Origin of the sequence: Glycomyces sambucus (assembly GCF_900102815.1) — a bacterium.
Taxonomy (GTDB): domain Bacteria; phylum Actinomycetota; class Actinomycetes; order Mycobacteriales; family Micromonosporaceae; genus Glycomyces; species Glycomyces sambucus.
On sequence record NZ_FNGF01000002.1, the window covers coordinates 679,097 to 703,600 of the forward strand.

Here is a 24,504-nt window from a genome sequence, read left to right on the forward strand (position 1 = left end):
CCCAGATGCAACCCTCCGCACGCACCAGAATCGCTCTCGCCGCGGGACTCGCGGCGGTCATGGCCGCCGGCGCCTGCTCGGGCGCCGGCGGTGGAGGCGGCGACGACGCGGACACGCTCACCGTCGCCACCGTCGCCAACCCGCAGATGCAGGACATCGAGGAGCTGTCCGCGGTCTTCGAGGAGGAGACCGGCATCGACGTCCAGTTCGTGATCCTCCCCGAGAACGAGCTGCGCGACAAGGTCACCCAGGACATCGCGACCGGGTCGGGCCAGTACGACGTCGTCACGATCGGCACCTACGAGACGCCGATCTGGGCCGAGAACGGCTGGCTCGCGAACCTCGACGAGTACGCCGCCGACCCCGACTACGACGTGGACGACCTGCTCGCGCCGATCCGCGAGGCCGTCACCTACGAGGACGGCCTGTACGCGGTCCCGTTCTACGGCGAGTCCTCGTTCCTGATGTACCGCAAGGACCTCTTCGAGGCCAAGGGGCTCACCATGCCCGCGAACCCGACCTGGACCGAGGTCGCCGACCTCGCCGCGCAGCTCGACGACCCGGCGAACGACGTGGCCGGGATCTGCCTGCGGGGCCTGGCCGGGTGGGGCGAGAACCTCGCGCCGCTGAACACCATGATCCACACCTTCGGGGGCCGCTGGTACGACGAGGACTGGAACGCGCAGCTCACCAGCCCCGAGACGACCGCCGCCGTCCAGTTCTACGTGGACCTGGTGCGGGACTACGGAGAGGACGGCGCCGCGAACGCCGGGTTCTCCGAGTGCCTGACCGCCACCAGCCAGGGCAACGCCGCGATGTGGTTCGACGCCACCGTGGGCGCCTCGGTGCTGGAGGACCCCGCGTCCTCCGACGCGGCCGGGCTCATGGGCTACGCGCCCGCCCCGGTCATGGAGACCGAGCACTCGGGCTGGCTGTGGGCGTGGAACCTCGCGCTCCCGGAGACCTCCCAGCACAAGGACGCCGCCTGGGAGTTCATGTCGTGGGCGACCTCGAAGGAGTACATCGGGCTGGTCGGCGAGGAGCTGGGCTGGACGCGCGTCCCGCCGGGCAGCCGCGCCTCCACGTACGAGATCCCCGAGTACCAGGAGGCCGCGGCGGCGTACGCGCAGCCGACGCTCGACCAGATCGCGAACGTGAACGTCACGAAACCCGGCCTGTACGAGCAGCACTGGGCCGGGGTCCAGTACATCACCATCCCCGAGTTCCAGGACCTGGGCACCAAGGTCGGCCAGGAGATCTCGGCGGCGATCGCCGGGAACCAGACGGTCGAGGAGGCCCTGGCGAAGGCGCAGCAGTACGCCGAGGAGACCGCGCAAAGCGGCGGCTACCAGGGCGGCTGAACGATGACCGCCACCGCTCCCCCGGCCCCGGCGCGCGAGCGCCGCGGGCCGGGCCCCAAGCTCCCGCTCGGCGAGCGCTGGAGCCGCCGCGGCCCGCTGCTGCCCGCGCTGCTGCTGGTCGTGCTCTTCACGCAGCTGCCGATGGCGGTGACCGTCTACTACAGCCTGCAGTCGCGGAACCTGCTGCGGCCGGGCGAGAGCGCGTTCGCCGGGTTCGACAACTACGTCGCCGTGGTCACCGACGCGCACTTCCGCGGGGCCGTGGTGAACACGGTCGTGCTGACGGCGGGCGTGGTGCTGCTGGCGATGGCGCTGGGCGTCGCGCTCGCGGTGCTGCTGGACCAGCGGTTCCTGGGCCGCAACGTGGTCCGGACGCTCCTGATCACGCCGTTCCTGGTGATGCCCGCCGCGGCGGCGCTCGTGTGGAAGCACGCGATGTTCAACCCGCTGTTCGGGGTCCTCAACTGGGCGCTGTCCCCGTTCGGGGTGGACCGGGTCGACTGGGTGTCGGAGTACCCGATGTTCTCGCTGGTCCTCATGCTCACGTGGCAGTGGACGCCGTTCATGATGCTCATCGTGCTGGCGGGGCTCCAGAGCCAGGACCCGGAGGTCCTGGAGGCGGCGCGGGTCGACGGCGCGAGCGCGCTCCAGACGTTCCGCCGCATCACCTTCCCGCACCTGCGCCGGTTCATCGAGCTGGGGCTGCTGCTGGGGTCGATCTTCATCGTGAACACGTTCGACCCGATCTACCTCATCACGCAGGGCGGGCCGGGCCAGGCGACCACGAACCTGCCGTACTTCATCTACCAGGTGACCTTCCGGGCCTTCGAGGTCGGCGAGGCGGCCGCGGCCGGGGTGGTGGTCGTGCTGTGCACGATCCTCATCGCCTCGTTCGCGCTGCGGGTCATCTCCGGCCTGTTCCGAGAGGAGCGCTGAGATGCCCGCGCAGCCGAAGCGCCGCAGGAGCGGCCCGCGCCCGTCGAACGTCCTGGTCGGCGTCGCGGCCTGGGCCGCGGCCCTGGTGTTCTTCTTCCCGGTGCTGTGGATGTTCGTCTCGGGCTTCAAGCAGGAGGCCCAGGCGAGCACCGACCCGCCGACGTTCCTGTTCGCGCCCACACTGGACCAGTTCGCGGCGATCCTGGGCCGCGACTTCACGCCGTACCTGCTGAATTCGCTCATGGCGTCGGTCGGGTCGACGCTGCTGGTGCTCGCGCTGGCGACGCCCGCGGCGTACGCGCTGTCGCTGCGGCCGGTGCCGGGGTGGCGGGACTCGCTGTTCTTCTTCATCTCGACCCGGTTCATGCCGCCGGCGGCGATCATCCTGCCGCTGTACATCATCGCGAGCAACGCGGACGTCCTCGACAACGTCACGGTGCTGTCGCTGGTGTACACGGCGATGAACCTGCCGATCGCGGTGTGGATGATCCGGTCGTTCCTGCTGGAACTGCCGACGGCGGTGCTGGAGGCCGCGAAGATCGACGGCGCGGGGTTCTTCACGGAGGTGCGGCGGATCATCCTGCCGATGATCGCGCCGGGCCTGGCCGCGACCGCGCTCATCTGCTTCATCTTCGCGTGGAACGAGTTCTTCTTCGCCGTCAGCCTCACCTCGACCCGGGCGGCCACCGTGCCGGTGTTCCTGACCGGGTTCATCACCAGCGAGGGCCTGTTCCTCGCCCGCCTGTCCGCCGCCGCCACGATGGCCGCGCTCCCGGTGGTGCTCGCCGGGTGGCTCGCGCAGAAGTGGCTGGTCCGCGGCCTGACCATGGGAGCCGTGAAGTGATGCGAGCCGTCGTCATAGAAGCACCGCGGAAGATCACCACCACCACATTGGACGATCCGGAGCCGGGTCCGCGGGAGGTGGTCGTGGCGGTGTCGGGAGTCGGCATCTGCGGCACCGACCTCCACGTCCTCGACGGGCACCTTGAGGGCTCGGAGTACCCGATCGTGCCCGGCCACGAGTTCGCCGGCACGGTCGCGGCGGTCGGCTCGGCCGTCACCGAGCTGGCCGTCGGCGACCGCGTCGCGGTGGACCCCAACCTGTACTGCGGGGAGTGCCACTACTGCCGCATCGGGCGCGGGAACCTCTGCGAGCGCTACAACGCCATGGGGGTCATCCGGACCCCCGGCGCCACCGCCGAGTACTGCGCGGTGCCCGTGGGCAACTGCTACCCGGTGCCCGAGAGCGTGCCGCTGGAGCACGCCCCGCTCATCGAGCCGCTGTCGTGCGCCGTGCACGGCTTCGACCTGCTGCCCGGGCGCCTCGGCGAGCACTACCTCGTCTACGGGGCCGGGACGATGGGCCTCATGATGGCCCAGCTCGCGCGGTTCGCCGGGGCCGCGAGCGTGTCGGTGGTCGACGTCAACGCCGCCCGCCTCCCCACCGCCGCGGCGCTGGCCGCCGACCGGACCGCCACGTCGGCCGACGAGCTGGACCGGCCCGAGGGCTGGGAGGTGGTCGTCGACTGCACCGGGGCGGTCCCCGCGATCGAGGACGGCCTCACGCGGGTCCGCAAGGGCGGGACGTTCCAGGTGTTCGGGGTCGCCCCCGAGCAGGCGGCGGCCTCGTTCTCGCCGTTCCGGGTCTACAAGGACGAGATCACCGTCGTCGGCTCGATGGCCGTCCTGCACAGCTTCGGGCGGGCCGTGGAGCTGATGGCGCGCAACGTGATCGACGCCGAGGTGATGATCAGCCACACGTTCGGCCTCGACGAGTACGCCGGCGCGGTCGACCGCTTCCGCCGCGGCGACGGCCGCAAGCTCCAGATCCGGCCGTAGGGGCTCCGGGGCGGGACGGCGAGGCCGTCCCGCCCCTGCCGTCCCGCCCCAGCCGTCCCGCCCCGGTCAGCGGGCCTCCCGCGCCGCCATGTCCACGAGGAGGTCGAGCATCGCCGCCGTCGCGGGCGGGTCCGGCGGGTCGCCGTACGTGGCGGCGTAGACGCGGCGCGGGCCGAAGTCGAGCGGCACGGCGTGGACGCCCGGCTCCCGGTGGGCCCGGAGCGCGAGGCCGTTGTGGACGGCCACGCCCATGCCCGCGGCCACGAGCGCGTGCGTGACCACCATGTCGTCGCTGGAGAACACGATGCGCGGGGTGAACCCGGCCGCCTCGCACACGGCCACCGTCGCGGCCCGGCAGCGTTCGCACCCGCCGATCCAGGCCGCGTCCGCGTGGTCCTCGAGGCGCTGCCCCGGGCGGTCGCTGAGGAAGTACAGGCGGTCGTCGAGGAGGTGCACGAGCCGGACCCCGTCGGGCTCGAAGGGCGCGTCCCCGTCGCGGAAGACCAGGGCGATGTCGGCGCGGCCCGAGCGCAGGAGCGCCAGGGAGGCGACCGGGTCGGCGTCGGCGAGGTGCAGTTCGACGCCCGGGTGGGCGCTCGCCAGCGCGGCGGCGGCGCGCGGGACGAGGGTGCTCAGGACGGTGGCGAAACCGGCGATGCGCACGCGGCCGGAGCGCAGGCCGACGCGGGCGGCGAGTTCGACGGCGGCGGCGTCCATGCGGCCGAGGATCTCGGTGGCGCGCCCGGCGAGGAGTTCGCCTTCGGGGGTGAGGCGGATGCCGCGTCCGGCGCGCTGGACGAGGGTGGCGCCGGTGGCGGCTTCGAGGCGGCGCAGGTGGTGGCTGATGGAGGGCTGGGAGTAGTGGAGCTCCTTGGCGGCGTCGGTGACCGAGCCGTGGCGGGCCACGGCCTCAAGGACACGGAGGTGAATGGGGTTCAGCATCCATCAAGTTCCTTAATGGGTCGCGAGTGGTTTTGGCATTGGACATCATGACACCGGGCGGCGATGATCGCACCAGGACCGGGCCGCGCCGTGCGGCCCGGGGAGCGAAGGAGCACCTGATGTCACTGGTCCGAGTCCACAACTTCTCGGTCTCGCTGGACGGCTTCGGCACCGGGGAGGGGACGAGCCGCGAGGCGTACTTCGGCCACGCCGGGGAGCGCCTGCACGAGTGGATGTTCGCCACCCGCTGGTGGGAGGCGGGCGGGAGCGCCGGGGTCGACGACTCGTTCGTGCGCCAGCACGACCCCGACATCGGCGCCGAGATCATGGGCGCCGGGAAGTTCGGCTTCCCCGGCTGGCACGAGGACCCGGACTGGAAGGGCGCGTGGGGGCCGAACCCGCCGTTCCACAGCCCGGTCTTCGTACTGACGCACCACAAGCGCGCGTCGGTGGAGATGGAGGGCGGGACGACCTACCACTTCCTGGACGCGTCCCCGGCGGAGGCGCTGGAGGCCGCCCGCGAGGCCGCGGGCGGCAAGGACGTGCGCATCGGCGGCGGCGCCACCGTGATCCGGGACTTCTTCAAGGCCGGGCTCATCGACTACATGCACGTGGCGGTGGTGCCGATCCTGCTCGGCCGGGGCGTGCGCCTGTGGGACGGGCTGGAGGCGGCCGAGGAGGGCTATGACGTCGAGGCGGTCTCGGCGCCCAGCGGCGTCACGCACCTGACGTTCAGCAGGAGCGGTTCCTGACGGCGGTCGCCTCGGCGGCGAACACCTCGACCGCGTTCACGACGGCGGTGAAGCGGGGCGAGTCGAAGAGGTCGAAGCCGTGGTGGGCGCCGGGCGGTTCGGCGTAGGCCGCGGTCGATTCGGAGACGACGCCCGGCCGCTCGGCGAAGCGGCGGGCGTCGTCACGGTGCACGAGGGTGTCGTGGTCGCCGTGGACGACGAGGAACGGCAGGACGGCGACGGAGGCCAGGTAGCCCCAGGGGGTGCTCATCGGCGCGCCAGCCCGGCGATGAGGACGCCGCCGACGACGGCGTGCATCGCGAGGAGGACGAGGACGGCCGCGGTGCCCGCGGCGCCGAGCGGGCCGAGGAGCGAGAGGGCGAGGACGGTCGCGGCGGTGATCGTCCAGATGCGCCGGCCGCGGGCGGTGGCGCGTTCGAGGATTGCGAGGAGGCCCCAGGCGGCGAGGCCGGCGGCGAGCGCGGCGGCGGCGACGAGGCCGGGTCCGACCGTGAGTGCCGTGTCCCCCTGGGGGACGGTGAGGTCGACGCCGGCGAGGGGGACGGCGAGGGCCCAGACGAGGAGTGCGGCAGCGGCGGCGGCGAGGACGACGAGGAGTCGGCGTGCGGTTCGGTTCATGACGAGGAGTCTCGTCGCCGGGGCGGGTCGGGCGCATCGGCCGCGCGGTCGCGGGGGCTCCTGCCGCGGGACGGGCCGCCTCCTACTTTCGGAGGTGACGGGCCCGGCGGCGCGGTGGCTAGCATGTGCCGGTGATGTTCCGCCGTGCTCCCCGTCCCGCCGAGATCGCCGGCATGGCCGCGGGCGCGGGCCTGCTGACCGCCCTGTCGCTGTGGTCGCGGCCCTCCCCCGGTCCCCTGGAGGTCGCGGTCGCGGTGCTCGCGTTCGCGGCCGCGATGGCGCAGCTGTGGCGGCCGGTGACCGGGGCGCTCGCGGCGACCGCGCTCGCGGTGCTGTCGCCGGTGGCGACGACGGCGGCCACGATCGGGGCGCTCCAGGTGGCGTGGCGCGGGCGCTTCCGCACGGCGGTCGCGGTGGCCGCCGCGGGGGTGGCGGCGCACCTGCTCCAGTGGGTGTGGAATCCGCTGCCGGCGTTGGGGTTCCGCTGGTGGGCGCTGCTGGTCGCGGTCGCGTACGGGGCGCTGCTGGGATGGGGGGCGCTGGCGAAGTCGCGGATGGCGCTGGTGGTATCGCTGCGTGAACGGGCGCGGCGGGCCGAGGCCGAGCAGGGGCGGCGGGTCGCGGAGGCGCGGGCGGCCGAGCGGCGCGGGCTGGCGCGGGAGATGCACGACGTGCTCGCGAACCGCCTGTCGCTGGTCGCGACCCACGCGGGGGCGCTGGAGTTCCGGCCCGACGCGCCGCCGGAGCGGGTCGCGCTCGCCGCGGGCGTGGTCCGCGACGGCGTGCACCAGGCCCTGGAGGAGCTGCGGCAGGTCATCTCGCTGCTGCGCGAGGACGGCGACGCGGGGGTGCAGCCGACGCTCGACGACCTGGAGTCGCTGCTCGCCGACGCGCGGGCGGCGGGCCAGGTCGTGGAGGTGGCGGACGCGCGCGAGGGGACCGTGCCGCCCTCGCTGGGCCGCACCGCGTTCCGGGTGGTCCAGGAGGGGCTGACGAACGCGCGCAAGCACGCCGCCGGGCTCCCGGCCCGGGTCGCGCTGCGCGGCGGGCCCGGCGGGGAGCTGCTGGTCGAGGTCGCCAACCCGCTCCCGGCCGCGGGCACGGCGCCCGCGGTGCCCGGGAGCGGGCTGGGCCTGGTGGGACTGACCGAGCGGGTGCGGCTCGCGGGCGGGACGCTCGATCACGGCCCCTCCGAGCAGGGCGGCGAGGAGGGGCGGTTCCGGCTCGCGGCCCGGATACCATGGCCGACGTGATCCGCTTGCTCCTCGTCGACGACGACGCCCTGGTCCGGGCCGGGCTGTCCATGATGCTGGACGGGGTCGGCGGGATCGTGGTGGTCGGCGAGGCCGGGGACGGCCGGGAGGCGCTGGCGGCGGTCGACGCCCACTCCCCCGACGTGGTCCTCATGGACGTGCAGATGCCGCACGTCGACGGGCTCGCCGCGACCCGGCGGGTCCGGGCGCGGCCCGATCCTCCCGAGGTCGTCATGCTCACCACGTTCGACACCGACGAGAACATCCTCCACGCGCTCCGCGCGGGCGCGAGCGGCTACCTGCTCAAGGACACGCCCCCGGCGCGGATCGCTGAGGCGGTCGCGAAGGTCGCGGCCGGGGAGCCGATGCTGTCGCCCGGGGTCACGCGGCGGCTCATGGAGCGCACCGTGGTCCAGGCGGGCACGTACGAGCGGGCGAGGGCCGCGCTCGCGGTGCTGACGCCGCGCGAGCACGAGGTGGCGGTCGCGGTCGGCTTCGGGGAGTCGAACGCCGAGATCGCCGCGGCCCTGTCGATGAGCGTGACCACCGTGAAGTCGCACGTGTCGAGCATCCTCACCAAGCTCGGACTGGGCAACCGGACGCAGATCGCGCTGCTCGCCCACGACGCGGACCTGGTGTAGCGCGGGCCCTAGGCGCGCCGCCGCAGGACCGCGAAGGCGAGTGCGGCCGAGGCGAGTTCGCCCGCGAGGAGCCCGATCCACACGCCCGTGGTCCCGGCCGTCGCGCCGATGAGGACCGCGGGGACCTTGACGGCGACGATCGTGCCAACAGAGACCAGATAGGACGGCCGCGGCCGTCCGACGGCCTGGAAGTACACGGCGACCAGCGGTGCGACACCGGCGACGGCGAAGCCGATCGCTATGAGCCGCAAGGCGTCCGCGGCCTCGGGCGCGGGAGTGCCGAGAAGCGCGGTGGTCAGCGGCCCGGCGGTGAGGACGACCGCGGTCGCGGCGAGGGCGCCGTAGGCGAGGGTCGCGCGCAGGGCGAGGCGGCGCACCCGCCGGACCCGGTCGGGCCGGCCGCGGCCGGTGTTCAGGCCCGCAATGGGCTGCATGCCCATGCTGATGCCCAGGTGCGGCATGGTGGCGAAGGTCTGGACGCGCGCGCAGACCGCGTACGCGGTCACGGCGGCGACGGTGCCGAGGGTGTTGTTCACGACGGCCGTGAGCAGCACCGCGCCGAGCCCGGCGAGCATCGACGGCGAGCCGACCGCGAGGAGTTCGCGGACGGTGGCCCGGTCGGGTCGCAGGTGCGCGGCGCCGATCCGGTACGGGCGGTCCTTGCGCGCGAAGAAGAACCACAGGCTCAGCGCGCTCGAGAACGCCTGCCCGCCGACCGCGCCGAGGGCCGCGCCGCGCACGCCCATGCCGAGGCCGAAGATCAGGAGCGGGTCGAGGACGATCTGGACCAGGACCGGGCCGACCCACAGCAGCATCGCGAACCGCATCCGCCCCTCGGCGCGGACCAGGGCCGAGAAGCCCGTGGCCACGAGCGTCGAAGCGAGGATGACCACGGCGTAGTCGCGGGCATGGCCGCGCATGGCGCCCTCGGCGCCCAGGGCGGTCAGGAGCGGTTCGAGCGCGGCGAGCCCGATGGCGCCGAACGCGATCGCGCCGGCCCAGAACACGACGAACGTGTTCCCCGCGGCGCGCGCGGCCCCGTCGGTGTCGCCGGCGCCGAGGCGCCGGGAGACGAGCGAGGCCCCGCCCGCGCCCACGGTGGTCGACAGCGCCCCCAGGGCGAGCATGACGGGCGCGACGAGGTTGACCGCGCCCATCGCGGTCGGGCCGACGCCGTGGGCGACGAACCAGGCGTTGGTGAGCGCGTAGACCCCGTAGACCCCGACCGACATGGTCGCCTGCGCCGAGCCCTGCCACAGCAGGCGCCCGACCGGGCGGGCCGCCAGCGCCTCGACGCCTTCGGGGTGCCCGGTCACGGCCGCGGGCGGTGTCCGAAGCGGGCCATGAGGTCGGCGAGCTGCGCTCGGGCCCAGTCGTACTGGCCGGGGTCGGTGTGGCCGCGGTAGACGGTCTCGATGGTCATGACCAGCAGCAGGTGGAGGCCGTAGAGGCGGCGGCGGACCCGTTCGGTCCCGGTGAGCCCGGCGCGGCCGTAGCCGCGCAGGAACGCGTCCGAGTCGCCGAAGACGGGCACCTCCACGCCGCAGAACCCGGCCTCGAAGAGCGGGTCGCCCCAGAGGGCGCGCTCGTGGTCGATGACGCAGACGACGGCGCCGTCCTTCACCATGACGTTGCTGGGCCACAGGTCCCATTCGACGAAGCGCGGTTCGGCGACCTCGTCGAGGCTGGAGGCGTGGGCGGCGAAGACCTCGTGGACGGTGGCGTAGTCGAAGCCGATGTCGACGCTCCGGCGCTCCCCGTCGGCGAGGACGTCGGCGACGATCTCGCCGAACGCGGCCCGCCAGGTGGCGTGGCGCGGGTCGAGGAGCGGCCCGAACCCGGGGCCGGTGATCGCGTTGAGTTCGGCGTTGAGCGCGCCGATGGCCTCCCAGTACGCCGCGACCTCGGCCTCGGGCAGGTCCTCGCGGACGACGCCGAGGTTGTCGGCGTCGATGTAGGGCATGAAGAAGTAGGGGGCGTCGCAGAGGTCGAGGGCCGTGTCGGCGAAGTCGACGGCGGGGACGGGGACGGTGGTGCGCTCGCGGACGAGCGCGAGCGCGGCGAGTTCGATCGCCATGGCGTCGCGCTCGTAGGTCATGACGGCGACCCCGGGCGGGGGCGCGACCTTGAGGACGGTGTCGCGGCCGTCGCGCAGGCGGATGCGGTAGGCGACGTTGAACCAGCCGTGGCCCAGTTCGGCGGCGAAGTCCTCGCCCGCGGGGACCAGGTCGGGCCCGTAGGCGCGGGCGATCATGGCGCGCAGGGCGTCCGGGGTCTGGCGGTTCTTGGTGATGCTCTCCATCGCGGACACCGTACTCCCCTGCGCGAGCCGGTGTCGTGTACGCGCATTCCGGTTCTGGCCGCGGGCGCAGTGGTGCACGTGCGGTTGAATGGCGGCGTGTCCGTCATCAGCACCCGCGCCCTCAACCGCACCCTGCTCGCCCGCCAGCTCCTCACCGAGCGGGTGGCGCTCGCGCCGCTCGCCGCCATCGAGCACCTGGTGGCGATGCAGGGGCAGCATCCGAACAGCCCGTACATCGGCCTGTGGACCCGGTTGGCGCCCTTCGCGCACGACGACCTCGCGGCGCTGCTGCGGGACGGGCGGGCCGTGCGGTCGCTGACGCTGCGGCGCACGGTGCATGTCTCGTCGGCCGCGGACTACGCGTGGGTGCGCCCGGCGGTGCAGCCGGTCGTGGCGACCGCGCTCAAGTCCTCTTATTACGCGAGCGAGATCGAGGGGCTCGACCTCGACGAGCTCACCCGCGCCGGGCGGGAGATCCTGGCCGGGAGCACGTTGACGCGCAAGGAGTTCGGGCGGCTGCTCGCCGAGCGGTTCCCCGGGCGCCACGCCGGCCGGCTCGCCGACACCGTCGAGGTGACGGCGGCGCTGACGCACGCGGCGCGCAACGGCGCCTGGGGCGGCTGGCGCCACCCGAGCAACGTGGCCGTGGCGCTCGCCGAGGAGCAGACCGGGGTGCCGATGCGCGAGGACCGGGACCTGGACGGGCTGATCCGGCGCTACCTCGCGGCGTTCGGGCCCGCGAGCGTCATGGACGCGCAGGCGTGGTCGGGCCTGACGCGGCTGCGCGAGCGGTTCGACGCGATGCGGCCCTCGCTGCGGGTCCTCAAGGGCGAGAACAGCACCGAGCTGTTCGACCTCCCGGACGGCGTGCTCGCCGACGCGGACGGGGAGGTGCCGGTGCGGTTCCTGCCCGCGTTCGACAACGCGCTCCTGGGCCACCGGGACCGCACCCGCGTCATCAGCGACGAGGACCGCAAGCGCTATGCCGCAGGCGCGGCCGGGGGCGTCCCGATGGTCCTGGTCGACGGGTTCGCGGCCGCCACGTGGACCGTCGCGGGCACCGAGGTGACGGTGACCCCGACGCGCCCGCTCGCCGACGCGGACGCCGCGGCCGTCGCCGCCGAGGGCGCGCGGCTCCTCGACTTCATCGCCCCGGACGACCCCGACCGGCGCCTGGTCCTCGCCGACCCGGTGTCCTAGCGTCCTGAACCTGTTCGGCCGCATGGGGGATGGGCCCTCGGCCGAACAGGTGGTTTCGGTGACGGAAAGCAGCACTGCCGTCACTCGACCGGCACGGCGCCTCCCGCGCCGCTCGCGCCACCGGCGGCGGCCCGCCGCAGTCGGCGGTTTCGCCTATCGTCCATTGAGGGGCGTGCACGGTCGTGCCAGCGCACTGTCGTCCAGGTGCCCTGTCGACCCCGTGCCCTGTTGTCCGAGTGCACCGTCGTCCGAATGCCCTGCCGTGGAGGAGTCGAGGGATGAGCATGCGCGCCCTCCGGGAGTACGTCAAGGCGTGGGGGCCCGACAACGTGGTCCGCTTCCCGCGCAGCCGCTGGATGCGCGAGTTCGCCGCGCCCGCCCGCGCGTACCCCGACGTGGACCTCCTGCCGGTCGACATGTCCGCGGTCTACACCGGCTACCTCACCGGGCGGCACGAGCTGTTCTCCCGCATCGACCTCGAACGCGGGCCCGCCGTCACGCTCAGGCTGCTGGTGGTGGGCGCGGTGCCCGCCGACCCCGAGGCGACCCTGTTCTGCCTCGACACCGCCTCCGGCCGCGTCCTCATGCTCGGCGTCCGGGACGGCACCCTCGAACTCGTCAACGCGAGCTTCAAGGCGCTCAGCGAGTTCCTGTACCACTTCGCGGAGTTCGTCAACCAGGACACGGGCCGCGCCGGGCGCGCCCGGCGCGCCGCGGTCCTGCGCAGCACGCTCGCGAAGATCGACCCGGCCGCGTTCGCCGACCCCGAGTCGTGGTGGTCGGTGACGTTCACGCAGCTGGAGTACCGCATCCCCTGAGCGGCCCGCGGCGTGGGAATCCCGCTCGCCGACCGCCCCGATCCGCAGTACGCTTCCGACGGCCTTCCCGGCGCCTCACGGACAGGGCCCCTGTCCCCATGCCCGCCAGCGCTGCCCCCGCAGCCGACGCGAACGAGGTGCCCGTGTCCGGACCGTCCCCGGTGAAACCCTCCGACTTCGACCGCCGCTCCGTGGCCGCGCTCGTCGCGCTCGCCGTGGCGGCGTTCTGCTACGTGACCGTGGAGACCGTCCCCGTCGGGCTCCTCGGCGAGATCGCCCGGGACCTGGACGTGACGCAGTCGCAGGTGGGCCTGCTCGTCACCGCCTACAGCGTCACCGTCGCGGTGCTCACGCTGCCGCTGGTGAAGCTCGTCGCCCGGGTGCCGCGGCGCCCGCTCCTGCTGGCGCTCATGGCCGTCATGATCGTCGCGACCGCCGGTTCCGCGGCGGCCTCGGCGTACGGGATGCTGTTCGCCGCGCGGATCGCGACCGCGCTGAGCCAGGCCGTGTTCTGGGGCGTCGTCGGGCCCGTGGCGGCCGGGATGTTCCCCGTCCGCGTGCGCGGCCGGGTCATGGCCGTGGTCTACACCGGCGGCTCGATCGGCCCGATGCTCGGCGTCCCCGGCGCCACCTGGATCGGCCAGCGCGCCGGCTGGCCGGTCACGTTCCTGGCGATCGCGGCGATGGGCCTGGTCGCGTTCGCGACCCTCCTGGCGGCGCTGCCCGCCGAGCCGACCCGCAACGAGCACGCCGGGCGCGGCACCACGCCGGACGCGCGCCGGTTCGCGCTGGTGCTGGCGACGACGGTGCTCTCGGTGGCGGGGTTCTTCGCGGTCTACACGTACACCTCGACGATCATCACGGCCGTGGCCGGGATGTCGGCGGCGATGCTCGGGCCGCTGCTGCTCATGCGCGGGCTCGCCGACTTCGGCGGCATCGCGGCGGGCGGGGTCCTCACCGACCGGAGCCAGCGCCTGGCCGTGACGCTGCCGCTGGTCCTGCTTGCCTCGATATTCGCGGCGCTGTGGGCGTTCGGGGCCGGGCCGTGGGTGACCGGCGGTGTGATCGTGCTGACGGGCCTGTCGATGGGCATGTTCAGCCCCGCGCTCCAGAACCGGGTCATGGAGTTCGCGCCGGGGAGCACCGACACGGCCTCGGCCGCGAACTCGGTGGCGTTCAACGTCGGGATCGCCCTGGGCTCCTCGATCGGCGGGCTCACCCTGACCCACGCGGGGGCGGGCCACATCGCCCTCACCGGCGCCCTCTTCGCCGCGGCGGCGGTCGTGACGAGCATCCTCACCACCGATCCGGCGCGCGTGCCGCGGGAGGCGGCGGGCGCCGCCGCTCGGTAGCGGGTGGGGCTCGGCCACACGGGTCGGGCGAGAATTGTGTGGGGCGGTCACATGGTCAGGCGGGGGGTGCGTCCCTAGCATTTACCTGCATGAATACCGTAACACCCGCTGCGGCGGGCGCGTCCGCGGCCGACGGGGTCCTGTCCGGACGGACGGCGCTGGTGACCGGCGCCGGGTCCGGGATCGGGCGGGCGTGCGCGGTCGCGCTCGCCGCGGCCGGGGCGCACGTCCACGCCGTCGACCGCGACGCGGACTCGGTCACCGAGGTCGCGCACGCGGTCGGCGGGCGGGCCCACGTGGTCGACCTGGCGGACCTGCCGGCGATCGGCGGGCTCCCCGGCGAGATCGACGTCCTGGTCAACAACGCGGGCTTCCAGCACGTGGCGCCGCTCGGCGAGTTCCCGCCGGAGCGGTTCGAGCTCATGCACCGCGTCATGGTCACCGCGCCCCTGCTGCTCATGCAGCGGTGCCTGCCGCACATGAAGAGCGCGGGCTGGGGCCGGATCGTGAACGTCTCCAGCGTGCACGGCCTGCGCGCCAGCGCGAACAAGGCCGGGTACGTCGCGGCCAAGCACGCCCTGGAGGGCCTGAGCAAGGTCGCCGCGATCGAGGGCGCCCCGCATGGGATCACCAGCAACTGCGTCAACCCCGGCTACGTGCGCACGCCGCTGGTCGAACGCCAGCTCGACGACCTCGCGGCCGGAGGCACCGCGGATCCGCTCGCGTCGGTGCTGCTCGACCGGACCCCGGTCAAGCGACTGCTGGAGGCCGAGGAGGTCGCCGCGGCCGTGCTGTGGCTGTGCGGCCCCGGCGGCGGCTTCGCGACCGGCTCCTCCCTCACGCTCGACGGCGGCTGGACCGCCAACTAGCCCCTTCCGCCCCCTACCAGAACAGGTACGCCCATGACCGACACCGCCCTCACTCCCTCACCGGTCGACAAGCGCCGCAACGGCATCGGCCGCATCGTCACCGCCAGCCTGGTCGGCACCACCGTGGAGTGGTACGACTTCTTCCTGTACGGCTCGGCCGCCGCGCTGGTGTTCAACACCGCGTTCTTCCCCACCGACGACCCGTTGACGGGCACGCTCATCGCGTTCCTCAGCTACGCGATCGGCTTCCTCGCCCGCCCGCTCGGCGGCCTCGTCTTCGGGCACTTCGGCGACAGGCTCGGCCGCAAGAAGCTCCTGGTGCTCAGCCTGCTGCTCATGGGCGGCGCCACGTTCGCGATGGGCCTGCTGCCCACCTACGCGATGATCGGGGCCGCCGCACCGATCCTGTTGACGACCCTGCGCCTGGTCCAGGGCTTCGCCCTCGGCGGCGAGTGGGGCGGCGCGGTGCTCATCGTCTCCGAGCACGGCGGCGCGAGGCACCGCGGGTTCTGGGCCTCGTGGCCGCAGGCCGGGGCGCCCGGCGGGAACCTGCTCGCCACGGGCGTGCTCGCGCTGCTGGCCGTGGTCCAGTCCGAGGAGGCGTTCCTCGCCTGGGGCTGGCGCGTGCCGTTCCTGCTCTCGGGGGTCCTGGTCGTCATCGGCCTGTGGATCCGCATCTCGGTGTCGGAGTCGCCGGTGTTCCTCGCCGCGCAGGCCGCGAAGGCCGGGCGCGGGACGAAGGAGCGCCCGCCGATCGTGGAGGTGTTCCGCACCGGCTGGCGCGAGGTGCTCGGCGCGATCGGGCTCCGGTTCGGCGAGAACGTCTCGTACTACATCCTCACGGCGTTCGTGCTCGTCTACGTGACGGTGCAGCTGGAGCTGCCGAAGAGCCTCGCCTTGAACGCGGTGCTCATCGCCTCGGCGGTCCACTTCGTGACGATCCCGCTGTGGGGCGCGCTGTCGGACCGGATCGGGCGGCGGGCGGTCACGCTCGTGGGCGCGATCGGCATGGCCGCGTGGGCGTTCGCGTTCTTCACGCTGGTGGACTCCGGGGAGTTCTGGACCGTGACGCTCTCGGTGACCGTGGGCCTCTTGTTCCACGGCGCGATGTACGGCCCGCAGGCGGCGTTCGTGTCGGAGCTGTTCGACACCCGGGTGCGCTACTCGGGCGCGGCGATCGGGTCGCAGCTCGCGTCGATCGTGGCCGGGGCGCTGGCGCCGATCGTCGCGGTGAAGCTCCTGGCCGACTCCGGGTCCTCGACGCCGGTCTCGGTGTACCTGTGCGCCGCGGCGGTGGTCACCGCGATCACGGCGGCGGTCATCCGCGAGACCCGGGGCCGCGACCTGACCAGCGACGTCAGGGCGTAGCTACACTCGGACGAGCCCGCCCCCTGTACGGAAAGAAGCCCTCCCGTGTCCCCTGAGCGCGACGACGACGGCGTCGGCCCCGCGGCCGAGGCGCTGCTGCGGCTCATCGGCCTCATCGCGGCGGACACCCCGGAGGACGACCTCGCCGGCCCGGCCCGGGACCTCAAGCGGTCCCGGGCCTCGGCCGCGGCGGTGGCGGCGGTCGAGGACGCGACGACCGCGGCGCTGCGGATCAGGCGGACCCTGGCGCAGCGGCGGCGCCGCGAGGCCGAGCTGGCGGCCCTGTTCGACACCGCGGGCGACCTGGCCGCGCTGCGGAACCTCGACTCGGTCCTGCGGGCCATCGTCCACCGGGCCCGGACGCTCCTGGGCGCGGACCTGTCCTACATCGCGCTCCAGGACCTCGAGGCCGGGGACACGTTCATGCGGGTCACCGACGGGTCGGTGTCCGCGAAGTTCCAGCAGCTGCGCCTGGGCATGGGCGAGGGCCTGGGCGGGCTGGTCGCGGAGACGGCGCTGCCGTACGCGAGCACCGACTACCGGGTGGACTCGCGGTTCCACCACACCGAGCGGATCGACGCGGCCGTCACCGAGGAGGGCGTCCACGGGATCGTGGGCGTCCCGATGCGCGTGGGCGAGCAGGTCATCGGGGTGCTGTTCGCCGCGGACCGGGCGCCGCGCGGCTTCGCGCCCGACGACATCGCGATGCTCGTGTCGCTCGCGAACCACGCCGCGGTCGCCATCGAGAGCGTCCGGCAGCTGGAGGAGGCCCGGCAGGCGCTGCGCGAGCGCAGCCGCGCGGCCGAGACCTCCGCGCGGCTGAACGGCGCCCTGCGGCGGGCCGCCGACGCGCACGACCGGCTGACGGGCTTGGTGCTCTCCGGCGGCGAGGTCGCCGACCTCGCCTCGCAGACCGCCGAGCTGTTCGCCGGGACGATCGGGATCTACGACGCCGAGGGCGCCGAACTCGCCCGCGCCGGGGAGGGCGGGGTCCGGTTCGCGGCCGAGGGGGTCGACGGCTCGCAGGCGTGCCGGGGCGCGGTCCTCGCCGAGGGCCTGTGGGTGTGCGCGGTCATGGCGGGCCCTGAGCCCTTGGGCAGCATCGTGCTCGGGGGCCGGCCCGATCTCGGGGAGGCCGACCGGCAGCTGTTCGAGCGGGCCGCGCTGGTGACCGCGCTGCTGCTGCTCCTTCGCCGGTCCGTGGCCGACGCGGAGGACCGCGTGCGCGGGGAGCTGCTGGACGACCTGCTCACCGACGCGGGGCGGCGGCGCAGCGGCGGATCGAGCCTGCGGCTGCGCGCCGGGAAGCTCGGCATCGACCTGCACCGGCCGCACGCGGTGTTCGTCCTCGACTGCGACGCCGCCGCCGGGCCCCGGACCGCCTCGGAGGCCAAGCGGCACGCCCGGTCCGAGGGCGGGCTGGCCGGGGGCAGGGACGGCAGGCCGGTCCTGCTGCTGCCCGCGGACGAGCCCGGCGAGCGGGCCGCGAAGCTCGCCACCGCGTTCGGGCGCGTCGCCGGGCGGCCGGTCACCGTGGGCGCGTCGGCGGCCGTGGACGACCCCGAGCGCCTGCCGGAGGCGTACGCCGAGGCCGTGCGGTGCGCCGAGGCCATGCTCACGCTGGGCCGCCGGGGCGAGGGCGCGTGCATGGAGCAGCTGGGCTTCATCGGCGTCCTGCTCGGCGAGTCGGGCACGGACGCGTTCGTGCGCCGCACCATCGGGCCGCTCCTGGACTACGACGCGCGGCGCGGCACGGACCTGACGGGGACGCTGGAGGCGTACTACGCCGCGGGCGGGCACCTCGCGAAGACCAAGGCCGCCTTGAACGTCCACATCAACACGGTCTCGCAGCGGCTCGACCGGGTCGCGGCCGTCCTGGGCCGGGACTGGAACTCCCCCGCGCGGTCGCTGGAGGTCCAGCTCGCGCTGCGGGTGCACCGGCTCTCGGGCGCCGGGCGCTGAGCCCGGCGCCGACCCGTGCTACCTGGCGCGCAGGACGATCGCGTCGCCCTGGCCCCCGCCGCCGCACAGCCCGGCGGCGCCGACCGCGCCGCTGGGGAGCTGGCGGGACAGGGTCTGCACCAGGCGGGCGCCGCTGGCGCCGAGCGGGTGGCCGAGCGCGATGGCGCCGCCGTCGCGGTTGACGCGCTTGGGGTCGACCCCGAGTTCGCCGATCGAGGCGAGCGCGACCGCCGCGAACGCCTCGTTGATCTCCACGGCCTCGAAGTCGGCGACCGCGGTCCCGGCCAGCGCGGCGGCGGCCGCGATGGCGCGGGCGGGCTGGTGCAGCAGCGAGTTGTCGGGCCCGGCGACGGTGGCGTACGAGAGGATCTCGGACTCCCATGCCAGGCCCAGGCGCTCGGCGGTGGAGCGGGTGGTGAGGACGAGCGCGGCGGCGCCGTCGTTCATCGGGGAGGAGTTCCCGGCGGTCAGGGCCCCGCCGGAGGCGAAGGCGGCGCGAAGGGAAGCGAGGCCGTCGAGGGTGGTCTCCGGACGCGGGCTCTCGTCGGCGTCGACGACGCCCTTGCGGGTGGTGACCGGGGTGATCTCGGCGGCGCGGTCTGCGGTGCCCTTGGCGGCCTTGAGCTGCGAGGCGAGCGCGAAGGCGTCCTGCTCGGCGCGGGTCAGGCCCGCGGCCTGCGCGTGGGCCTCGGTCGACTCGCCCATGGAGACGCCGTCGTAGGCGTCGGTGAGGCCGTCGAAGGCGGCGTGGTCGAGCATGGTCACGTCGCCGTACTTGAAGCCGCGGCGCGAGAGCGGGAGCAGGTGCGGGGCGCGGGTCATGGACTCCATGCCCCCGGCGACGACGAACTCGAAGTCCCCGGCGCGCAGGAACCGGTCGGCGATGCCGACGGCGGTCATGCCCGACAGGCAGACCTTGTTCACCGACAGGCTCGGCACGTGCATCGGGACGCCCGCGGCGACGGCGGCCTGGCGGGCGGGGTTCTGGCCGCATCCGGCGGGGAGCACGTGGCCGAGGATCACCTGGCCGACGCGTTCGGGGCCGACGCCGGAGCGTTCGAGCGCGGCCTTGATCGCGGCGGCGCCCAGGTCGGTGGCGGTGGTGTCGGCCAGGCCGCCGCCGAAGCGCCCGATCGGGGTGCGTGCGGCGGCGAGGATGACGGTGGTCTCGGGTCGGTTCGCGGTTCCCATGGGGCAGATCCTAGTATGTGAGACGTCTTCGGTGCCATGGTCCGGAGTCCCACACTTTCGGCCGCCGGTATGTGGGCGCGGGCCACTGCGGTTCGGCCGCCGGTTCGGGGAGACTGGTCACCGGACCGGAGGCGGTCCCCATCGAAGGAGGCAGTGCGTGACCGGCGAGGTGCTCTGGCGTCCGCGGCCCGACGCGGGCGAGACCACGACCATCGGCGCGTTCGGGAGGTGGCTGTCCGGGCGGACGGGCACCGACCTGAGCGCGTACCGAGACCTGTGGCGGTGCTCGGTGGACCGGCCCGGCCTGTTCTGGGGCGGGGTGTGGGAGTACTTCGGCCTCGGCGGGCCAGTCCCGGAGGACCGGGTGCTGCCCGCGGCGTCGATGCCCGGCGCGTCGTGGTTCCCCGACGAGCGCCTGAACTACGCGCAGGCGGTGCTCGCGGCGCCCGGGATGGACGCCGGAGACGTCGCGGTCCTGGGCTACTCCGACACGCGCGCACCGGTGGAGTGGACGCTCGCCGAGCTGCGCTCGCAGGTCGCGCGCTTGCGCGCGGGCCTGCTCGCGGCCGGGGTCGGCAGCGGGGACCGGGTGGCGGCGTGGATGCCGAACGTGCCCGAGACGTACGCGCTCATGCTCGCGACGGCGTCGATCGGCGCGGTGTTCTCCTCGTGCGCGCCCGAGTTCGGCGCGCGGGCGGTCGTGGACCGGCTGCGGCAGGTCGAGCCCGCGGTGCTGTTCGTCGCCGACGGGTACCGCTACGGCGCCAAGACGATCCGCCGCGACCGCGAGATCGCGCAGGTCGTGGCCGAACTGGACCCGAAGACCGTGGTGACGTTCCCGTACCTGGACGAGGGGTTCGGGACCGGCGAGACGTGGGCGGACTTCGGGCGCGACGGGGAGCTGGCGTTCGCACCCGTCCCGTTCGACCACCCGCTGTACATCCTGTACTCCTCGGGGACGACGGGCCTGCCGAAGGCGATCGTCCACGGCCACGGCGGCATCGCCGTCGAGCACGCGAAGATGCTCGGCCTCCACCACGACCTCGGCCCCGGCGACCGGTTCTTCTGGTACTCGACCACCGGCTGGATGATGTGGAACTACCTCGCCTCCGCGCCGCTGGTCGGCGCGGCGGTGGTGGCCTTCGACGGCGCCCCCGACCCCGAGGGCCTGTGGCGGCTCGCGGAGGAGTCGGGCGCGACCTACTTCGGGACGAGCGCGCCGTTCCTCATGGCCTGCCGCGACCGCGGCGTGGTGCCCAAGGAGGTCGCGGACCTCTCGCGCCTCAAGGGCATCGGGTCCACGGGCGCGCCGCTGCCGCCCGCCGGGTTCGACTACGTGTACGAGTCGGTGAGCGCGACCGCGCAGCTCCAGTCCCTGTCCGGCGGCACCGACCTGTGCACCGGGTTCATCGGCGGCGCGCCGACGGTGCCGGTGTGGCGCGGCGAGCTGTCGTGCCGGTGCCTGGGCGCCGACGTGCAGTCCTTCGACCCGAACGGCCGCGACGGGATCGGCCGCGAGGGCGAGCTCGTCATCGCCTCCCCCATGCCGTCGATGCCGGTGGGCCTGTGGGGCGACGCGGACCGCAAGCGCTACAAGGACACCTACTTCGACCGGTACCCCGGGATCTGGCGCCACGGCGACTGGATCACCGTCACCGACCGCGGGTCCGCGGTGATCTCCGGGCGCTCGGACGCGACGCTGAACCGCGGCGGCGTGCGCATGGGCACCGCCGAGTTCTACTCGGTGGTCGAGGCCGTCCCCGGCGTCGCCGACTCGCTCGTGGTGCACCTGGACGAGGAGGACCGGCTCCTGGTGTTCGTGGAGGTCACCGCGGCGTTCGACGACGAGCTGGAGGCCGCGATCCGGACGGCGATCCGCTCCGAGCTGTCCCCGCGGCACCTGCCCGACGAAGTGGTCGCCGTCCCGAAGATCCCGCGCACCGTCACCGGCAAGAAGATCGAGGTGCCGGTCAAGCGCATCCTCCAGGGCGTCCCGGTCGACCAGGCGGTGGCGCGCGGCTCGCTCGCGAACCCGGCCGCGCTGGAGGCGTTCCGGCCGAAGGGATGAATCGGGAACCGCGGACGCGCCCGCGGCGTCGAACCCCCATGAACACGACACTGCACCGGCTCCTCCCGCTCGCGGCGATCGTCGCGCTCGCCGCCTGCGGCCAGGGGACCGGCACCACCGACGCCGGCGGCGAGGGCGACGCGGACGCGGTCGCCGAGGACACGGTCTACACCGGATCGATCACGGTCTACCAGGGGGTCGAACGCGACAGCGCGGAACTGTGCGCGGTCGTCGCGGAGTCCTATCCCCCGCAGTGCGCGGGCCTGCCCGTCACCGGCTGGGACTGGGAGGCGGTCGAGCACGAGGAGGCGAGCGGCGTCCGCTGGGGCACCTTCGTGGTCACCGGGACCTTCGACGGCAAGGCGTTCACCGTCACCGGGGACCCGCTGACGATGGACGAGATCGACCTCGCCGACCACCCCGAGCTCCAGTACACCGAGCCCGAGATCGGCGACCCCGCCGAGGACCTGGGCGCCGCCGAGCTGGAGGCGTTCGGCACCGAGCTGGCGGAGCAGTTCCCGTCGCTGGTGTTCGGGAGCTTCCCGGACGAGGCGAGCGGGGTCCTCGTGACCGACGTGCTCCTGGTCAGCCCGGAGCTCGAAGCCTATGCGGCCGAGCACTTCCCGGAGGACGCCGTGGCGTTCGCGCCGGTGCTCCGGCCGGTCGAGGAGTAGGGGATCAGACCCGCGGGGGGAGGTACCCGGCCCGCCGCTCCTCTTGGAGCCGGCGGGTCTTGGCCACGTCGATGCTCACGCGCTTGATCATGTCGGGGGCGTAGCCGCCGCCCGCGACCACGCCGATGATCAGCAAGGGCAGCAGGATCGTGCGCACCAGCATCGCCCACGGGCCCTTCGCGCCGATGCGGCCGCCGTCGCTGCGGCGCACCAGGCGGGTGCCGGCCCAGACGGCGCCCAGGCCGCGCCCGTTGCGGAAGCACAGGCCGTACAGCAGGGGCACGCCGAAGAGCAGGCCGAGCAGCCCGAACACCGGGATGTTGTCGCCGAGGTCCACCACCAGGTCCATCGCCGCCAGGGTCACGAAGCCGACGACGACCCCGACCAGGTAGACGGTGAAGTCGACGATCCACGCGAAGAACACCCTCCAGCCGCCGGCCGGGATGTACGGGGTGCCGTCGCCGAACGTCTCGATCTTCCCTGTGGCCATGGCGACGACCTTAGCGCCGCATCCTGTCGCATCCGCACCAGGCGTCCGCGGCGGCGCCGTCGCGACCTGCGGTTCCGTGGACGCCGCGCCGATAGGGCGGCGATCCTGCCGGTGTCCCGCCGGTCCTCCGCCGGTCGTTGCTTCGACGACTCGTCCCAACCAGTGAGGACGGCTCCTGTTCCGTTGCGGCCCGGAGCGGTAGGGTTCGGCGTTACAGGACTCAGCATGGGGTGGGCATGTCGCAGAGTGTGGAAGCGATCGTGGAGCAGTGGCGCTGCGCGCGCCCGGACGTGGATCCGTCCCCGATCGACGCGGTGGCGCGGCTGATGCGGCTCGCGCAGTACTGGGGCGCGGAGATGCGCCGGTTCATGGCCGGGTACGACCTCCAGACCGGGGAGTTCGACGTGCTGTGCTCCCTGCGGCGGACGGCGGCGCCGCACGAGCTGACGGCCACCGAGTTCGTGCGCACGGCCCTGGTGACCTCCGGCGCGATCACGAACCGGATCGACCGGATGGAGCGCAAGGGGCTGGTGGAGCGGGTCCGGGGCACCGAGGACCGGCGGGTGGTGCGGATCAGGCTGACGGCCAAGGGGATGCAGGTCGTCGAGGAGGTCTATCCGAAGCACGTGGCGAACCAGGCGACGTTCCTGGAGCGCCTGTCGGAGACGGAGCGCAAGCTCCTGGTAGGACACCTCTCGGCACTGCTCGAATCGTTCGAGGAGCGCTCGCCGAACTGAGACCGCTACGGCCCTCGAATATTTCAACGTTCACTTGCTTTACATTGAGGCAGTCCATTGTCCATAATTTGTCTCAACGTTGAGAGGTTCTGGAGGATGGCGATGGCAGCGAGCGGGGTGCCCCAGCACGAGGGCGGGTACGCGGTCGTCCACCGGTGGCGGGTGCGCCCCGGCTACGAGGACCTCTTCGTGGAGGGGTGGTCGCGGGTCACGCACGCGATCCACCGGTCCTGCGGCGGGTACGGCTCCCGCCTGCACCGGGCCGAGGACGGGCTCTGGATGGCGTACGCCCGCTGGCCCGACCGCGAGGCACCCGACCGCTGCGAGCACGAGGACGCCGAAGGCGAGGCGATGATGTCCGTCTCGGTGGCCGAATCGCTCCCCGTCATGCACCTGGAGATCACCGCCGACCTGCTCGCCGAGCCCGGACTGGCCGGCTGAGGCCGCACCGCTACGGGCACAAGGGGTTCGGAGCGGTCAGGCGTAGACGCCGGCGCGGGCGGCGGCCGAGGCCGCCACTGCGGCACGCTCGGCCACGCCGGCGTCGAGCGGGTCGCCGCTGACGAGGAAGCGGTAGTAGAGGGGGGCCGAGAGCGCCCGGACCACCTCGGCGGCGTCGGTCCCTTCGGGGACGTCGCCGCGGGCGACGGCCTCGTTCACGCAGGGGGCCCACTCCTCGATCCGGACGCGGTAGAAGCGGTGCAGGGCCGCGGCGGTCTGGGCGTCGGAGGCGGCGGCCGCGATGATCGCCCGGAACAGCGGCCCCTGCCGCGCGTCGGCGAGGGTCTTCAGGATGAGCCCGGCGAGCGCGGCCAGGTCGGTGTCGAGCGCGCCGGTGCGGGCGCGCGGGAGCGAGGACTCGGCCATCTCGGCGAGCATGTCGGCGACCAGGCCCGGGACGGTGCCCCAGCGGCGGTAGACAGTGGTCTTGCCGACCTCTGCGCGGCGGGCCACCTCGGCGAGGTCCACTCCCCCGATGCCCTTGTCCACCAGCGCGTCTCCGGCGGCGCGGAGCACGGCCTCGCGGACCCGGGCGGTGCGCCCGCCGGGGCGGGAGGTGCCGGGGGCGCCGGTGACCTGATTCATAACGGGACTCCAGTTGCGTTAGGCGTGCGTTCCGAGCTAGCTTAG

The 24,504-nt window shown here is 73.8% G+C and carries 25 protein-coding genes; 17 read left to right on the forward strand and 8 right to left on the reverse strand.

From position 1 onward, the window contains the following. Positions 1–5 precede the first annotated feature (5 nt). The 4 genes from BLS99_RS08300 to BLS99_RS08315 are packed head-to-tail and all read left to right on the forward strand — an operon-like array spanning position 6 to position 4,136. The gene (locus tag BLS99_RS08300; protein WP_091046711.1) at positions 6–1,361 is read left to right on the forward strand and encodes an ABC transporter substrate-binding protein; all 1,356 of its coding nucleotides are present in this window, start codon (positions 6–8) and stop codon (positions 1,359–1,361) included. A gap of 3 nt (positions 1,362–1,364) precedes the next feature. Further along, the gene (locus tag BLS99_RS08305; protein WP_091046714.1) at positions 1,365–2,297 is read left to right on the forward strand and encodes a carbohydrate ABC transporter permease; all 933 of its coding nucleotides are present in this window, start codon (positions 1,365–1,367) and stop codon (positions 2,295–2,297) included. Position 2,298: 1 nt separating this feature from the next. Then, on the forward strand, positions 2,299–3,141 hold the full coding sequence (locus BLS99_RS08310; RefSeq protein WP_091046718.1) for a carbohydrate ABC transporter permease: 843 nt from the start codon (positions 2,299–2,301) through the stop codon (positions 3,139–3,141). Then, entirely contained in the window at positions 3,141–4,136 is a 996-nt protein-coding gene (locus BLS99_RS08315; RefSeq protein WP_091046721.1) for a zinc-dependent alcohol dehydrogenase family protein, read from the forward strand. The genes BLS99_RS08310 and BLS99_RS08315 overlap by 1 nt, the downstream gene beginning before the upstream one ends. A 66-nt stretch (positions 4,137–4,202) precedes the next feature. On the opposite strand, the gene BLS99_RS08320 is transcribed toward BLS99_RS08315, so the two are convergent. Continuing rightward, entirely contained in the window at positions 4,203–5,078 is an 876-nt protein-coding gene (locus BLS99_RS08320) for a LysR family transcriptional regulator (RefSeq protein ID WP_091046725.1), read from the reverse strand. Between the two features lie 119 nt (positions 5,079–5,197). Between BLS99_RS08320 and BLS99_RS08325 the strand changes: the two genes are divergently transcribed. Further along, complete coding sequence (locus BLS99_RS08325; RefSeq protein ID WP_091046728.1) at positions 5,198–5,830, forward strand: dihydrofolate reductase family protein; 633 nt, start codon at positions 5,198–5,200, stop codon at positions 5,828–5,830. On the opposite strand, the gene BLS99_RS08330 is transcribed toward BLS99_RS08325, so the two are convergent. Both BLS99_RS08330 and BLS99_RS08335 read right to left on the reverse strand, forming a co-directional pair. Then, on the reverse strand, positions 5,811–6,080 hold the full coding sequence (locus tag BLS99_RS08330; RefSeq protein ID WP_091046732.1) for an alpha/beta hydrolase family protein: 270 nt from the start codon (positions 6,078–6,080) through the stop codon (positions 5,811–5,813). The two genes, BLS99_RS08325 and BLS99_RS08330, sit on opposite strands and share 20 nt — an antisense overlap. Further along, entirely contained in the window at positions 6,077–6,448 is a 372-nt protein-coding gene (locus tag BLS99_RS08335) for a DUF6069 family protein (protein ID WP_091046735.1), read from the reverse strand. Before BLS99_RS08335 ends, BLS99_RS08330 begins: the two co-directional genes overlap by 4 nt. Before the next feature lie 134 nt (positions 6,449–6,582). Here BLS99_RS08335 and BLS99_RS27365 point away from each other — a divergent pair, with 134 nt between their 5' ends. Continuing rightward, positions 6,583–7,701 carry a sensor histidine kinase gene (locus BLS99_RS27365; RefSeq protein ID WP_091047839.1) on the forward strand — a complete coding sequence of 373 codons (1,119 nt, stop codon included), beginning with the start codon at positions 6,583–6,585 and terminating at the stop codon, positions 7,699–7,701. Beyond that, entirely contained in the window at positions 7,689–8,342 is a 654-nt protein-coding gene (locus BLS99_RS08345; protein WP_091046738.1) for a response regulator, read from the forward strand. The genes BLS99_RS27365 and BLS99_RS08345 overlap by 13 nt, the downstream gene beginning before the upstream one ends. An 8-nt stretch (positions 8,343–8,350) precedes the next feature. Here the strand turns inward: BLS99_RS08345 and BLS99_RS08350 are convergent, their stop codons facing one another. Both BLS99_RS08350 and BLS99_RS08355 read right to left on the reverse strand, forming a co-directional pair. Then, the gene (locus tag BLS99_RS08350) at positions 8,351–9,658 is read right to left on the reverse strand and encodes an MATE family efflux transporter (protein WP_218126358.1); all 1,308 of its coding nucleotides are present in this window, start codon (positions 9,656–9,658) and stop codon (positions 8,351–8,353) included. Then, positions 9,655–10,644, reverse strand: a complete 990-nt coding sequence (locus tag BLS99_RS08355; protein ID WP_091046740.1) for a phosphotransferase family protein — start codon at positions 10,642–10,644, stop codon at positions 9,655–9,657. Before BLS99_RS08355 ends, BLS99_RS08350 begins: the two co-directional genes overlap by 4 nt. 96 nt (positions 10,645–10,740) lie before the next feature. Between BLS99_RS08355 and BLS99_RS08360 the strand changes: the two genes are divergently transcribed. The 6 genes from BLS99_RS08360 (at position 10,741) to BLS99_RS08385 (ending at position 18,213) form a co-directional block, all read left to right on the forward strand. Next, positions 10,741–11,844: a winged helix DNA-binding domain-containing protein gene (locus BLS99_RS08360; protein WP_091046744.1), complete on the forward strand. Its 1,104-nt coding sequence runs from the start codon at positions 10,741–10,743 to the stop codon at positions 11,842–11,844. Positions 11,845–12,122: 278 nt separating this feature from the next. Next, entirely contained in the window at positions 12,123–12,662 is a 540-nt protein-coding gene (locus BLS99_RS08365; protein WP_091046748.1) for an SUKH-4 family immunity protein, read from the forward strand. Positions 12,663–12,805: 143 nt separating this feature from the next. Further along, positions 12,806–14,014, forward strand: a complete 1,209-nt coding sequence (locus tag BLS99_RS08370) for an MFS transporter (RefSeq protein ID WP_176953254.1) — start codon at positions 12,806–12,808, stop codon at positions 14,012–14,014. An 89-nt stretch (positions 14,015–14,103) separates the two neighbouring features. After that, positions 14,104–14,883 carry an SDR family oxidoreductase gene (locus tag BLS99_RS08375; RefSeq protein WP_091046755.1) on the forward strand — a complete coding sequence of 260 codons (780 nt, stop codon included), beginning with the start codon at positions 14,104–14,106 and terminating at the stop codon, positions 14,881–14,883. 33 nt (positions 14,884–14,916) lie between these two features. After that, entirely contained in the window at positions 14,917–16,251 is a 1,335-nt protein-coding gene (locus BLS99_RS08380) for an MFS transporter (protein ID WP_091046759.1), read from the forward strand. A gap of 45 nt (positions 16,252–16,296) precedes the next feature. After that, positions 16,297–18,213, forward strand: coding sequence for a helix-turn-helix domain-containing protein (locus BLS99_RS08385; RefSeq protein WP_091046763.1), 1,917 nt, complete (start codon positions 16,297–16,299; stop codon positions 18,211–18,213). Positions 18,214–18,231: 18 nt separating this feature from the next. On the opposite strand, the gene BLS99_RS08390 is transcribed toward BLS99_RS08385, so the two are convergent. Continuing rightward, positions 18,232–19,404, reverse strand: a complete 1,173-nt coding sequence (locus BLS99_RS08390) for an acetyl-CoA C-acyltransferase (protein WP_091046766.1) — start codon at positions 19,402–19,404, stop codon at positions 18,232–18,234. Positions 19,405–19,561: 157 nt separating this feature from the next. Here BLS99_RS08390 and BLS99_RS08395 point away from each other — a divergent pair, with 157 nt between their 5' ends. Together BLS99_RS08395 and BLS99_RS08400 are read left to right on the forward strand one after the other, a co-directional pair. Continuing rightward, on the forward strand, positions 19,562–21,472 hold the full coding sequence (locus tag BLS99_RS08395) for an acetoacetate--CoA ligase (RefSeq protein ID WP_245712186.1): 1,911 nt from the start codon (positions 19,562–19,564) through the stop codon (positions 21,470–21,472). 38 nt (positions 21,473–21,510) lie between these two features. Beyond that, entirely contained in the window at positions 21,511–22,146 is a 636-nt protein-coding gene (locus BLS99_RS08400) for a hypothetical protein (protein ID WP_091046773.1), read from the forward strand. Between the two features lie 4 nt (positions 22,147–22,150). On the opposite strand, the gene BLS99_RS08405 is transcribed toward BLS99_RS08400, so the two are convergent. Further along, positions 22,151–22,636, reverse strand: a complete 486-nt coding sequence (locus BLS99_RS08405; protein WP_091046776.1) for an RDD family protein — start codon at positions 22,634–22,636, stop codon at positions 22,151–22,153. 236 nt (positions 22,637–22,872) lie between these two features. On the opposite strand from BLS99_RS08405, the gene BLS99_RS08410 reads away from it, so the two are divergent. Together BLS99_RS08410 and BLS99_RS08415 are read left to right on the forward strand one after the other, a co-directional pair. Beyond that, positions 22,873–23,373, forward strand: a complete 501-nt coding sequence (locus BLS99_RS08410) for a MarR family winged helix-turn-helix transcriptional regulator (RefSeq protein WP_091047845.1) — start codon at positions 22,873–22,875, stop codon at positions 23,371–23,373. Positions 23,374–23,475: 102 nt separating this feature from the next. Beyond that, on the forward strand, positions 23,476–23,814 hold the full coding sequence (locus BLS99_RS08415) for an antibiotic biosynthesis monooxygenase family protein (protein WP_091046778.1): 339 nt from the start codon (positions 23,476–23,478) through the stop codon (positions 23,812–23,814). Between the two features lie 36 nt (positions 23,815–23,850). Here BLS99_RS08415 and BLS99_RS08420 read toward each other — a convergent pair whose 3' ends face one another. Further along, positions 23,851–24,459, reverse strand: coding sequence for a TetR-like C-terminal domain-containing protein (locus tag BLS99_RS08420; protein ID WP_091046781.1), 609 nt, complete (start codon positions 24,457–24,459; stop codon positions 23,851–23,853). Positions 24,460–24,504: the final 45 nt, after the last annotated feature.

Coding starts and splice junctions, on each gene's coding strand:
- BLS99_RS27365 (WP_091047839.1), top strand. CDS start 6,583: ATGTTCCGCCGTGCTCCCCGTCCCGCCGAGATCGCCGGCATGGCCGCG.
- BLS99_RS08305 (WP_091046714.1), top strand. CDS start 1,365: ATGACCGCCACCGCTCCCCCGGCCCCGGCGCGCGAGCGCCGCGGGCCG.
- BLS99_RS08300 (WP_091046711.1), top strand. CDS start 6: ATGCAACCCTCCGCACGCACCAGAATCGCTCTCGCCGCGGGACTCGCG.
- BLS99_RS08405 (WP_091046776.1), bottom strand. CDS start 22,636: ATGGCCACAGGGAAGATCGAGACGTTCGGCGACGGCACCCCGTACATC.
- BLS99_RS08410 (WP_091047845.1), top strand. CDS start 22,873: ATGTCGCAGAGTGTGGAAGCGATCGTGGAGCAGTGGCGCTGCGCGCGC.
- BLS99_RS08355 (WP_091046740.1), bottom strand. CDS start 10,644: ATGGAGAGCATCACCAAGAACCGCCAGACCCCGGACGCCCTGCGCGCC.
- BLS99_RS08310 (WP_091046718.1), top strand. CDS start 2,299: ATGCCCGCGCAGCCGAAGCGCCGCAGGAGCGGCCCGCGCCCGTCGAAC.
- BLS99_RS08415 (WP_091046778.1), top strand. CDS start 23,476: ATGGCAGCGAGCGGGGTGCCCCAGCACGAGGGCGGGTACGCGGTCGTC.
- BLS99_RS08315 (WP_091046721.1), top strand. CDS start 3,141: ATGCGAGCCGTCGTCATAGAAGCACCGCGGAAGATCACCACCACCACA.
- BLS99_RS08325 (WP_091046728.1), top strand. CDS start 5,198: ATGTCACTGGTCCGAGTCCACAACTTCTCGGTCTCGCTGGACGGCTTC.
- BLS99_RS08375 (WP_091046755.1), top strand. CDS start 14,104: ATGAATACCGTAACACCCGCTGCGGCGGGCGCGTCCGCGGCCGACGGG.
- BLS99_RS08330 (WP_091046732.1), bottom strand. CDS start 6,080: ATGAGCACCCCCTGGGGCTACCTGGCCTCCGTCGCCGTCCTGCCGTTC.
- BLS99_RS08400 (WP_091046773.1), top strand. CDS start 21,511: ATGAACACGACACTGCACCGGCTCCTCCCGCTCGCGGCGATCGTCGCG.
- BLS99_RS08365 (WP_091046748.1), top strand. CDS start 12,123: ATGAGCATGCGCGCCCTCCGGGAGTACGTCAAGGCGTGGGGGCCCGAC.
- BLS99_RS08335 (WP_091046735.1), bottom strand. CDS start 6,448: ATGAACCGAACCGCACGCCGACTCCTCGTCGTCCTCGCCGCCGCCGCT.
- BLS99_RS08380 (WP_091046759.1), top strand. CDS start 14,917: ATGACCGACACCGCCCTCACTCCCTCACCGGTCGACAAGCGCCGCAAC.
- BLS99_RS08320 (WP_091046725.1), bottom strand. CDS start 5,078: ATGCTGAACCCCATTCACCTCCGTGTCCTTGAGGCCGTGGCCCGCCAC.
- BLS99_RS08345 (WP_091046738.1), top strand. CDS start 7,689: ATGGCCGACGTGATCCGCTTGCTCCTCGTCGACGACGACGCCCTGGTC.
- BLS99_RS08390 (WP_091046766.1), bottom strand. CDS start 19,404: ATGGGAACCGCGAACCGACCCGAGACCACCGTCATCCTCGCCGCCGCA.
- BLS99_RS08420 (WP_091046781.1), bottom strand. CDS start 24,459: ATGAATCAGGTCACCGGCGCCCCCGGCACCTCCCGCCCCGGCGGGCGC.